The organism is Caldisalinibacter kiritimatiensis, from assembly GCF_000387765.1.
In the GTDB taxonomy this organism is placed as follows: domain Bacteria; phylum Bacillota; class Clostridia; order Tissierellales; family Caldisalinibacteraceae; genus Caldisalinibacter; species Caldisalinibacter kiritimatiensis.
The window spans coordinates 1-12,076 of the sequence record NZ_ARZA01000105.1 but is presented as its reverse complement, the minus strand read 5'-3'; the positions used below and the strand labels follow the sequence as shown (position 1 = coordinate 12,076).

The 12,076-nt window shown below is 30.6% G+C and carries 12 protein-coding genes; 4 read left to right on the top strand and 8 right to left on the bottom strand.

Annotation, left to right across the window (positions count from 1 at the left end):
• Window positions 1-13: 13 nt before the first annotated feature.
• The 7 genes from galE to L21TH_RS04995 form a co-directional block, all read right to left on the bottom strand.
• Window positions 14-1,000: a UDP-glucose 4-epimerase GalE gene (gene galE / locus L21TH_RS05025; protein WP_006310977.1), complete on the bottom strand. Its 987-nt coding sequence runs from the start codon at window positions 998-1,000 to the stop codon at window positions 14-16.
• A gap of 21 nt (window positions 1,001-1,021) precedes the next feature.
• Window positions 1,022-2,188 carry a galactokinase gene (locus tag L21TH_RS05020; RefSeq protein ID WP_006310976.1) on the bottom strand — a complete coding sequence of 389 codons (1,167 nt, stop codon included), beginning with the start codon at window positions 2,186-2,188 and terminating at the stop codon, window positions 1,022-1,024.
• A 30-nt stretch (window positions 2,189-2,218) separates the two neighbouring features.
• Window positions 2,219-4,429 carry an alpha-galactosidase gene (locus tag L21TH_RS05015; RefSeq protein WP_006310975.1) on the bottom strand — a complete coding sequence of 737 codons (2,211 nt, stop codon included), beginning with the start codon at window positions 4,427-4,429 and terminating at the stop codon, window positions 2,219-2,221.
• A 163-nt stretch (window positions 4,430-4,592) separates the two neighbouring features.
• On the bottom strand, window positions 4,593-4,799 hold the full coding sequence (locus tag L21TH_RS05010; protein ID WP_034429381.1) for a hypothetical protein: 207 nt from the start codon (window positions 4,797-4,799) through the stop codon (window positions 4,593-4,595).
• A gap of 182 nt (window positions 4,800-4,981) precedes the next feature.
• Window positions 4,982-5,218, bottom strand: coding sequence for an alpha/beta-type small acid-soluble spore protein (locus L21TH_RS05005; RefSeq protein ID WP_006310973.1), 237 nt, complete (start codon window positions 5,216-5,218; stop codon window positions 4,982-4,984).
• A 259-nt stretch (window positions 5,219-5,477) separates the two neighbouring features.
• Window positions 5,478-6,422 carry a type II CAAX endopeptidase family protein gene (locus tag L21TH_RS05000; protein ID WP_006310971.1) on the bottom strand — a complete coding sequence of 315 codons (945 nt, stop codon included), beginning with the start codon at window positions 6,420-6,422 and terminating at the stop codon, window positions 5,478-5,480.
• An 11-nt stretch (window positions 6,423-6,433) separates the two neighbouring features.
• A complete protein-coding gene (locus L21TH_RS04995) occupies window positions 6,434-7,573 on the bottom strand; it encodes a M20 metallopeptidase family protein (protein WP_155848312.1) in 1,140 nt (379 codons plus the stop codon).
• 244 nt (window positions 7,574-7,817) lie between these two features.
• Between L21TH_RS04995 and L21TH_RS04990 the strand changes: the two genes are divergently transcribed.
• The 4 genes from L21TH_RS04990 to dapD are packed head-to-tail and all read left to right on the top strand — an operon-like array spanning window position 7,818 to window position 11,277.
• Window positions 7,818-8,810, top strand: a complete 993-nt coding sequence (locus L21TH_RS04990) for an aspartate-semialdehyde dehydrogenase (protein ID WP_006310959.1) — start codon at window positions 7,818-7,820, stop codon at window positions 8,808-8,810.
• Between the two features lie 30 nt (window positions 8,811-8,840).
• A complete protein-coding gene (gene dapA / locus L21TH_RS04985; RefSeq protein WP_006310958.1) occupies window positions 8,841-9,728 on the top strand; it encodes a 4-hydroxy-tetrahydrodipicolinate synthase in 888 nt (295 codons plus the stop codon).
• Window positions 9,729-9,732: 4 nt separating this feature from the next.
• Entirely contained in the window at window positions 9,733-10,506 is a 774-nt protein-coding gene (dapB, locus tag L21TH_RS04980) for a 4-hydroxy-tetrahydrodipicolinate reductase (RefSeq protein WP_006310957.1), read from the top strand.
• A gap of 36 nt (window positions 10,507-10,542) precedes the next feature.
• Window positions 10,543-11,277, top strand: a complete 735-nt coding sequence (dapD, locus tag L21TH_RS04975; RefSeq protein ID WP_006310950.1) for a 2,3,4,5-tetrahydropyridine-2,6-dicarboxylate N-acetyltransferase — start codon at window positions 10,543-10,545, stop codon at window positions 11,275-11,277.
• A gap of 39 nt (window positions 11,278-11,316) precedes the next feature.
• Here the strand turns inward: dapD and hpt are convergent, their stop codons facing one another.
• The gene (gene hpt / locus L21TH_RS04970) at window positions 11,317-11,838 is read right to left on the bottom strand and encodes a hypoxanthine phosphoribosyltransferase (protein ID WP_006310940.1); all 522 of its coding nucleotides are present in this window, start codon (window positions 11,836-11,838) and stop codon (window positions 11,317-11,319) included.
• Between the last annotated feature and the right edge of the window lie 238 nt (window positions 11,839-12,076).

Below are 12,076 nucleotides of genomic sequence, written 5' to 3'. Positions count from 1 at the left end.
TTTATCACCTCTATTAATCTTCAAATCCATTAGGGTTATTTTTATGCCACTTCCATGCAGATGCTATTATATCCTCTATATTTGTAAACTTTGGCTTCCATCCTAATTCCCTTTGAGCTTTTTCAGAAGAAGCTACTAATTTTGCAGGATCCCCTGCTCTTCTTTCTGATACAACTGCAGGTATAGGATGTCCTGTGACCTTTCTTGCAGCTTCTATTATCTCTTTCACAGTAAATCCATTTCCATTGCCTAAGTTATATATAGTACTTTCATTTCCATTTCTTAGTCTTTCTACTGCTAATATGTGAGCATCAGCTAAATCAGTTACATGTATATAGTCTCTTATACATGTTCCATCATGGGTATCGTAATCATCACCAAAGATTGAAATGTATTCCCTTTTGCCTAATGGTACTTGTAATACCAATGGTATTAGATGAGTTTCTGGGCTATGATCCTCTCCTATTTCACCAGTTACATGAGCTCCAGCTACATTAAAGTATCTAAGGGATATGTATTTTATTCCATACGCTTTATCTGCCCACTTCATCATTTTTTCCATAGCTAATTTGGTTTCACCATAGGCATTTGTAGGCTCTGTCTTGTCGGTTTCTAAAATTGGGATATTTTCTGGTTCTCCATACACTGCTGCAGTCGATGAAAATACTATTTTATTTACACCATATTTATTCATAGCCTCAAGGAGTACTTGAGTACCATAAACATTATTATCATAATACTTAAAGGGATTCTCCATACTTTCACCAACTAATGAATTTGCAGCAAAATGTATAACAACATCTATATCATTTTCAGAAAAAACTTTATCTAAAAACTCAATATCCCTTATATCCCCCTGATAAAAGTTAGCTTTTGTATGTATTGCTTTTTTATGACCTGTCTGTAAATTATCAACTACTACTACATTTTCTTCTCTTTCTATCAATTCATATACTGTATGACTACCTATGTACCCAGCACCACCACATACTAAAATCATATATATCACCCCTTGATTTAATTATTTTATTTCTTTGGCTCCGTCACCTATTTTCGCCACATAAAAGGTTGCTTCGTATCCAATTATTTCTTTATATTTCTTGCCTACATTTTCAATAAACTTATCGATTTTATCATTTTCTACTATAGAAACTGTACACCCTCCAAAACCTGCACCTGTCATTCTTGAACCTATTGTTCCCTGTTGCCCCCATGCAAGTTCAACTAATGTGTCTAGTTCCTTACCGGTTACTTCATAATCATCCCTTAATGATATATGTGACTCCTTCATTAGTTCTCCAAACTCTTTTAAATCTCCTCTCTCCAGGGCTTCAACCGCCTTTAAGGTTCTTCTATTTTCATATACTGCATGCTTAGCCCTTTTTCTATCTGTTTCATTTGTTATTAAATGTTTATTTTCTTCAAACTGTTCTTCTGTCAGTTCTCCTAAAGACTCGATATCAAGCTTAGTTTTTAATTGTGATAAGGCCCTTTCACACTCACTTCTTCTCTCATTATATTTTGAATCTGCAAGTCCCCTTCTTTTATTGGTATTAGTTATGACTAAAGAAGCATCCTTTAACTGTATACTTGAATAACGATACTCTAAAGTATCACAATCAAGTAATATTGCATTATCCTTTTTTCCCATTCCTACTGCAAATTGGTCCATTATACCACAGTTAACTCCTACGAATTCATTTTCAGCTCTTTGACTCATCTTAACCATTGTAATCATATCTACATCAAACCTAAATAATTCCTTTAACATTACAGATGTAGCTAATTCAACTGAAGCTGATGATGATAAGCCTGCCCCGTTAGGTATATTACCAAAATATACAGCATCAAAGCCTACATCTAAACTAAGTCCCATTTTCTTAAATATATGTATAACTCCCTTTGGATAGTTCGCCCAATCATGCTCTTTTTGGTAAACTAAATCATTTAATGAAAATTCCATTATTCCTAATTCTTCAAAATTTTTAGAGTATAATCTAACTAAATCGTCATTACGTTTCTTTGCTATAACATAGGTTCCAAAATTAAGGGCACATGGAAACACATGACCCCCATTGTAATCAATATGTTCTCCTATCAAATTAACACGTCCAGGAGCAAAAAATATTCTTGTATCATTTGAGTCACCATAGATATTTTCAAAATACTGTCTAAGTTCTTCTATCATTTCTATATCACCCCTATACATCTTTTTTAGCTAATTTACAGCTTTAATCTTGAAAATCTTAGAAACAAAATCACCTATACCTATATCTTTTGAATGATCTAATATTAAGCCTATATTCATAAGCTCGTCTCCAAAATAGTCTCCTTCTCTTCCTTCGATAATATATTTATAATCTGGATTTAAACCGGTTAATTTCAAGTTAACAAATCCTTCGTTTGGCTTTGCTAACACTTGATAATATCCTAATAACGCTTCTTTTTCATCCTGTGACACTACCATCCATGAAGTTATGTTACTATTTCCCTCAAACGGACTTATAAGTCTATAAAACATCCCCTGTTGGATTAATTGTCTATTTTCTTTAAAGAATTTTATCTGCTCCTTTATTTTTTCCTTTTCTTCCTGAGGAAGTTTTGTTACATCTAGTTCATATCCAAAGGTTCCAAAATATGCAACATTTCCCCTCATGTCAATATTAGTTATCCTGCCTACTTGGTGGTTAGGAACTGCTGACACATGTGACCCTATTGAACTAATTGGATAAACAAAAGATGTTCCGTATTGAATTTTCAGTCTCTCTACTGCATCAGTATCATCACTAGTCCATGTTTGTGGTGCATAATAAAGCATACCTGGATCATATCTACCTCCACCACTTGCACATGATTCAAATAAGATATGAGGGAATTCCTTTGTAAGTCTTTCGTATAAAGAGTATACTCCTAAAATATATCGATGACTTACTTCACCTTGTCGCTCAGGCGGTAATGCTTTTGACCAAATTTCTGTTATATTTCTGTTCATATCCCATTTAACATATGTTATTGGAGCTTCGCGTAAAATACTAGACATCATTTCATATATATAATCTACAACCTCTTTTCTTGAAAAATCTAATACATATTGATTTCTACCATGGGACATCCTTCTATTCGGAACCTTTATTACCCAATCCGAATGTTTCTTATATAATTCACTTTCTTTATTTACCATCTCAGGTTCAAACCAAATCCCAAATTCCATTCCCATCTCTATAATTTTCTCTGCTAATCCCTTTATTCCACTAGGTAGTTTTTCTTTATTCACAAACCAATCTCCTAATGAAGTGGTATCATCGTTTCTTTTGCCAAACCATCCATCATCTAATACAAATAGTTCAACTCCTAGCTCTTTACTATCATTAGCAATTTCTAATATTTTTTCTTCATTAAAATCAAAGTAGGTTGCTTCCCAGTTGTTTATAAGGATAGGTCTTACTTTATCTCTCCACTTACCCCTAGCTAATCTAGTTCTATATAACTCATGATAAGTCTGACTCATTTTGTTTAACCCTTTATCCGAGTAAACCATGACAACCTCTGGTGTTTGGAAACTCTCTCCTTCCTCTAAAATCCAACTAAAATCAAAAGGATTTATTCCCATAGTAACCCTAGAAACATTATCATAATCAACTTCTACTTGAGCTAAAAAGTTACCACTATATACAAGACTAAATCCATATACTTCACCTATATCTTCAGTTGTATTAAATCTTTTTAATGCAATAAATGGATTTTGATTTGCACTACTAGCTCCCCTTGTACTTGAGATAGCTTGAATGCCCATTTCAAGCTTTCTACTTTTTACATGTCTTTCCCTAGCCCAAGCACCTGAAAGTTGTATCATCTCAAAGTCCGAATCCATAAAATCAACACACATACTTAAAGCTCTAGTTACATTTAACTTTTCCTTACCTCTATTCACAAATTTAACACTTCTAGCTATAGCTCCATAATTCTCAAAAATCGTATATAAAAGTATCAACTCTACGTTTATCAATTCATCTTTTAAAGTTATTTCCAAAGTAGTAGCTTCTTGATTCTTCTCTGTATATGTAGCTGGCAATCCTTCTAATCTAGGTTTTCCTTTATATATTTTGTGAGTCTTGTACTCAAAGTTGGTTATCCTACTTCCATTTTGTTGTTTTATTTGAAATGCAGGTTCTCTAAAATCAGTAGTTCCATATGACGGATATTCCTGTCTTGTCAAATCCAATGAGAAATCTAAATCTCCTTCATATACGCAAGCCGTTAGTGCCCTAGGCTTACTTCTTAGTAGATGTTGAAAAGACCTTCTATGCTTTACCCTTTTTCCAAAATATATATGTCCAAGTTGATTGTTTTTTAAAACCTTTATAATATAGCTTATCTCTTGATTTTGCAAATGAAATTCTCTTGTTTTTTCATTGAAGTATACAGGCATTTTAGACCCCCTTTTTCAAATTAATAATTAACTACAGGAAATCATTTTCTTCCTTTACTATTATTTTAGTAAATTTTTACTTGAAAATCAATGTGTTTTTCGTAAAATTTATTAAAAAACCGGATAGTAACATTATTGACTATCCGGTAATATAAAAGTTTCTTTAAGCCGTTTCATAAGATATTGGATTCTTTTTGGATAATTCCTCATTATTTTCTATATTCTCTAATCCTTCTAGCTTTACAGCTTTTGATTTAAGATACTTAGTTAAGATATACATTGTAATCGCTGTTAATGCAATATATAAGAATGTCCTTATGCTTATACCATTTTGTGATGCAAGTCCTAATGGTGATGTTAAAATATACATTGATATCATTACAAAAATTACTATTCCACTAAATTCATAACGATATTTCCAAGTTAAATTTATACTAAAAATAAGTTAAATTTAAAAGACTAGCAGAAAAAACATCTACTAGTCTTTTAATAGCACTATTTTGTATTATCATCAAAATACTAAAGTGGGTTTGTTGATATTTTGCATTTATGTTAGAGTTTGTTTGTATTGATATTATTATTTTCTTCCCCATCTTTCTGTTTTGACTGCATTTTTTTCTTCTTTCGTGCTGTCATTATTCCACCAATTCTACCTGATTCTTTCGCTGTAAGTCCTCCCCATCCTTCTTTTTCAATTTTATCTGTTAATCCCAACTCAGCTGCAATCTCATATTTCATTATATCATCTGGAGTTAAAATCTTTTTCTTCTTTTTCTTTCTTTTTCCCATAATTTCACTCCTCCTTTTCCTCTATTATTAGGAAAATGAGGATTTTTATTCTTAATAGGTTTCGCATTTGTAATTTATTTGTTAATCAAGCAAAATATTTATTAATAATACGTAATATTTAAATTTACTACTTGATTTATAGAAAAATAAGTGTTAGACTCTTTTAGTGCGAAGCAAATATTAATTCCCACTCCCCCATTTAAATATATATTTTTAAAGGTCCTACTTCCCCCGAGTAGGACCTTTTATATTTTATTTTTTAAATACTACTTATATAAAGAACACTCATACCTATATAAATTAATCCCATCACAAATAAAGGAACAGCCTTTTTCAAAGTTAGCTTTTCAATATTCGTTTCTTGTACATCTTCACGTGCTTTATTTAATATTGAATTTCGACTTTGTGGCAAAGCTTTTATCAAGAAAAATGCTATAAGACCTGTAACTACTGCAACTGCACCTATAGATATAGCTCCCATAGTCATTATTAATGGATAAGGAATGTTCTGAACAAGCTCATTATTAACTTGTGGATTCATATTTACTGAATTACGAATAAAATAATTTAATAAAGTTGCTATTGCATTATTAGTTATATGAGCTAATATTGAAGCAAATATAGAATTAGTTTTATAAACAATATATCCAAATACCAAGCCTAAAAAAATAGGTCCTAAAAGATTTTGTATGTTAAAGTGGAAAATACCAAATAATATTGCTGAAATAATTATTGCCTTCTTCACACCTAATCCTTCATATGCCTTCATCACTAATCCTCTAAACATAACTTCTTCACATATTCCCGCAGATATAGCAATAACAAATAAGCTAATTAATAGCTCTAATCCTGTATCAGGCACAGGGATTGGTGGAGGTTGTATTTCTCCCAAAAAGCTAATTATAATCATCATAAGGGAGTTCATAAACATTCCAACAGGATATATTAATATGACTATTAAAGGTATCATCAATGTCTGTTTAATAGACAATTTATTTAATCTTAAAGTTTCTTTTAAATTATATCCTCTAACCACTAAATATAATACTGTAGGTAGTAATATAATAAGGTATTCCGTAATAATAAGTCCAATATAGATATCTTTATGTTGTACATAGGAACCCAATCCAATAAATACTAACCCTAAAATTAAATAAAAAATATTTGTTTCAAATATATTTGGTCTGCTGCTTAATCTATTCATTGAAAATCCTCCTACTTATTTAATATACCAAAATTTTTACATAATTTTATATATGATATTAATCCTCTCCTTAATATCTCTTCATTAAAGTTAAAGTGACAACTATGAAGTGGATAAGTCAATTTCAACTCTTCATTTCTTGAACCTAACATAAAGAAAATACCTGGAATTTCTCTTTGGTAATATGAAAAATCTTCTGCTAACATCATTGGCTTTATAATTGTTATATCATCATTTAATGCACGTTTAAACTCTTCAAATAATCCTTTATCATTTACTACAGCTGGATACATATCATGAAATTGTATACTTACATTTACATTATACATTTTTTCTAAACCTTTATTTATTTCATTCATTCTTCTCTTTATATGATTATACACCTGTATGTCAAAAGCTCTTATAGTTCCCTCTATTTTAACTTCTTCTGCTATAATGTTTCTAGTACTCCCCCCTTTTATCTTTCCTATAGTTAACACTGCCCCTTGTATAGGTTCAATATTTCTACTTATAATACTTTGATAATTTATAACTAACTGTGATGAAACATAAATTGCATCTATAGAAGCATGAGGCATGGCTCCATGACCACTTTTCCCCTTAATAATTATATCGAATTCACCGGTTTGCGCCATCATAGCCCCAGGTCTTGCTCCTATCCTTCCTTCCCCTAAACCAGGATATATATGAAGACCAAATATAGCTTCAACATTGTATTTCTTTAAAATTCCTTCTTTTACGATGACTTCAGCTCCTCCTGGACCTTCTTCTGCAGGCTGAAATATCAGAACTATATCTCGATTTAATTTAGGAATCCTTGACAGATACATTGCCAGTCCTAATAATATAGCCATATGACCATCATGACCACAAGCATGCATCATACCCTCTTCTTCTGAAGCAAAAGAAAGTCCCGTTTCTTCTTTAATTCTTAATCCATCCATATCTGCTCTAAAGGCAATAGCACCTTTTGACGATGAGCCTTCCTTATATCCTATAATTCCTGTTTTAGCAGTCTGTTCTATATGAAAACCAAAGTCAATCAATTTATTTTTTATATATTGTGATGTTTTTACCTCATTAAAACCCACCTCTGGTATCCTGTGTAATTCTCTCCTCATTTTAATCATATTTTTATGAATATCTTTCAATACTCCATTAATAAAAAACACCCCCAACATTCTATATAATACAATTTTATCCTTTTTTTATATTGACTTCAATTATAAACTATTTAAATATCACATTTTTTGTTATAAAATAGTAATATATTATAATAGATACTTCCACAGCTACCACAATTATACACGCCATTACGTTGTATTCATCTTTCCAACATTTTTTCCAAGATTTAATAATATATATTAATTATAGAATCTCAAAGAGGTGATTTTATTGAAGAAAGTTAATATAGCTATTGTAGGTGCTACAGGTATGGTTGGAAGAACTTTTTTAAAAGTCTTAGAAGAAAGAGATTTTCCAGTTAACAATTTATACTTATTTGCTTCCTCTAGGTCTAAAGGTAAAAAACTAAAGTTTAAAAATAAAGAATATTCAGTAGAAGAATTAAATGAAACTTCATTTAATCGAGATATACATATCGCTTTATTTTCAGCTGGAAGTGAAGTAAGTAAAAAATATGCACCTATAGCAAAAGAAAATGGTGTAATTGTTGTAGACAATAGTAGTGCTTGGAGAATGGATAAAGATGTACCTCTCATAGTGCCTGAAGTTAATCCTGAAGATATTAAATGGCATAACGGTATTATATCAAACCCAAACTGTTCTACTATACAATGTGTAGTTCCGATTAAACCTTTACACGATAAATTTAAAATTAAAAGGATTGTATATTCTACTTATCAAGCAGTATCAGGCTCAGGCATGGGAGGAATAAAAGACTTAGAAAATGGTATTGAAGGAAAGCCATGTAGCAAATATCCTCATCAAATAGCATTCAACTGTCTTCCACACATTGATATATTTATGGAAAATAAATATACAAAAGAAGAAATGAAAATAATAAACGAAACGCAAAAAATATTAAACGACTATAATATTAAAATAACTGCTACTGCAGTTAGAATCCCAGTTAGATATGGACATAGTGTAGCTACTAACATAGAATTTGAAAATCCATTTGAACTAAAGGATATTTACAAAACCCTTAAGACTGCAAAAGGTGTAATTTTAAAAGATGATATAGAAAACAACATATATCCTCTTCCTTTAGAAGCAGAAGACACTGATGAAGTATATGTAGGTAGAATAAGGAGAGACTTTAGTGTAGATAATGGTGTTAATTTATGGATAGTTGCAGACAATATTCGAAAGGGTGCTGCAACCAATACTGTGCAAATAGCTGAATTATTATTACAGACTATTTAATGAATATAAATATAAATGGAGGTGCTATATTTGAGTATATTTAAAGGTTCTGGAGTAGCTATTGTAACTCCATATAAAGAAGGTAAAATTGATTTTAAAAAACTTGACGAATTAATTGAATGGCATATTGAGGAAAATACTGATGCCATAATAATCTGTGGTACAACAGGAGAAGCTTCAACTATGTCTGAAGAAGAGCATAAAGAAGCTATCAAATTCGCAGTTGACAAAGTAAATAAAAGGATACCAGTTATTGCAGGTACAGGAAGCAATAATACTAGTCATGCTATAGAAATGAGTAAATATGCTGAAAGTGTAGGCGCAGATGGACTTTTGGTTGTAACTCCTTATTATAACAAAACTACACAAAAAGGATTAATTGAACACTATACAGCAATCGCAGATAGTGTAAATATACCAATAATAGTTTATAACGTACCTGGTAGAACTGGAGTAAATATTCTTCCAAAGACCTTAGCAACACTTTCTAAACATCCTAACATTAAAGCTGTAAAAGAAGCTAGCGGCAATATCAGTCAAGTTGCTGAAATTGCAAGATTATGTCCTAATGATTTTGATATATACAGCGGTAATGATGATATTATTGTTCCTGTATTATCTGTAGGTGGTAAAGGAGTTATTTCTGTTGTAGCTAACATCCTACCTAAGGATACACATGATATAGTTATTAAATATTTAGAAGGTAATGTAGACGAGGCTAGAGAACTTCAATTGAAAATGAAAGGCTTAATAGATGCATTGTTTATAGAAACTAATCCAATTCCTATTAAAACAGCAATGAACTTATTAGGTATGGATGTAGGGGATTTGAGACTACCTCTTACTAATATGACAGAAGAAAATACTAATATACTTATAAACGAATTAGAAAACTATGGACTTAAAGTAAGGAGGTAACTTTATGGTTAAAGTTATCATACACGGATGCAATGGTAACATGGGGCAAGTGTTGTCCAAACATCTGCAGCAAGATAATCAATGTCAAATTGTAGCAGGTATTGATAGAAGCCCAAACAAATATAAAAATGATTATCCTGTATATAAGGATATATTTGATTTTGAAGGTAATGCAGATGTTATAATCGATTTTTCGAATCCCTACTATCTTCCAGGACTTTTAGATTATTCTATAGAAAATAATATGCCACTAGTTATTGCTACAACTGGATTTTCTCCTAAAGATATAAAAGACATAGAAAATGCCGCAAAAAATATTCCTATATTCTATTCATCAAATATGTCTTTGGGTATTAATGTATTAATTGAACTGGTAACTAAAGCAATACCAACTCTTAGTGATTCTTTTGATATAGAAATAATCGAGAAACACCATAACCAAAAAGCTGACGCTCCTAGCGGAACTGCATATATGATAGCAAATAAAATAAATGAAGCATTTAAAAATACAATGGAATATGTATTTGGAAGATATAGCAAAAAAGAAAAAAGAAGAAAAAATGAAATAGGAATACACGCTGTACGTGGAGGAACTATAGTTGGTGAACATTCAGTTATATTTGCTGGTCAGGATGAAACAATTGAAATTAAACATTCAGCATTTTCTAAAAGTATATTTGCAATAGGAGCAATAAAAGCAGCTAAGTACATTGTTAACCAAGAAAATGGTTTATATGATATGAATAACCTTGTAGCCTCTAATAATAACAATAAATAAATCAAATATCTGATTCCTGAAAGGATTGAGTTACTAATGAATAATAAAAATAAGAAAGAAGTAAAAAGTTTTACAGACCCTTATGAACTTGCTAATTATATTAAATCTTCAAAAAAGTCTACACCTGTAAAAGTATACTTAAAGGGTAATAATTTAAATAAAATAAATTTTGATAAAGTAAAGGAATTTGGTAACGACGAATTTAAAATTATAATAGGCGAATATAATGAAATAGTCTATATTATGGATAAATATAGTGAGGAAATAGAAGATTATTATATTGAATACGATAGAAGAAATTCAGCTATTCCATTACTTGATATAACTAATATACAAGCAAGAATAGAACCTGGAGCAATCATAAGAGATAAATCCTATATAGGTAAAAATGCAATAATAATGATGGGAGCTGTAATCAACATAGGTGCAGAAATAGGCGAAAATACAATGATAGATATGAATGTAGTAGTAGGTGCCCGTGCAATTATAGGAAAAAACGTTCATATAGGTGCTGGAACAGTAATCGCTGGTGTGCTAGAACCACCAAGTAAAACTCCAGTTGTTATCGAAGATAATGTTGTAATAGGTGCAAATGCTGTTGTATTAGAAGGAGTAAAAGTATGTAAAGATGCTGTAGTAGCTGCAGGTGCTGTAGTAACTAAAGATGTTCCACCTAATACAGTCGTCGCTGGAACACCAGCTAAAGTAATCAAGCAAAAAGATTCAAAGACTTGTGATAAGGTTAAAATATTAGATGAATTGAGAGGATAACAAAAGTGACCTGTTTAAAGGTCACTTTTGTTTTTAATATTAGTCTTCAAATGTAAAAATATAAGGAATATTTCTATAGTAATCCCCGTAATTTAATCCGTATCCTACAATAAATAAATCCGGAATTGTAAAACCTACATAATCTGGAGTTATTTCAACTTGTCTTCTTTCAGGCTTATCTAATAACACACAAGTTTTCAATGAATTTGGTTCCATTTCTTTTAAATGCTCAACAATAACATTCATTGTTAATCCTGAATCCACTATATCGTCTACTATTAGTACGTCTCTTCCCTTAATATCTACTCTCAAGTCGTTTACTATATTAACTTTACCTGAAGTTTCTGTATTATTGCCATAACTTGATGTAGTCATAAATTCTATTTGAGTAGTAACATCTATGTTTCTTACTAAATCAGCTGTAAAAATAAAACTTCCCTTTAATAAAGACACTATTAATAACTCTTTTCCTTCATAATCTTTAGAAATTATTTGTCCTAGTTCTTTAACTTTACTATTTATTTCTTCTTTTGAAATAACAACCTTTTTTTTCTTTTCCAATTCTATCAACTCCTATATCTTAAATTTTGTACTTTATATAAATTAAGTAATACAAGTTAAAAACTCAGCTTATAGTTTGTAAAGATTACCAAAAAATAAAAAAAGCATGTCGAACAATGCTGTATTTTAAGTCATATTCTATTCTATAATTTTTATTTTGTCAATAGATTAACTTAAAACTCAGAGATTTCGCATCTAATTTCCAGTAAAAACTTTACTTTCCCTTAATTTGTAATGC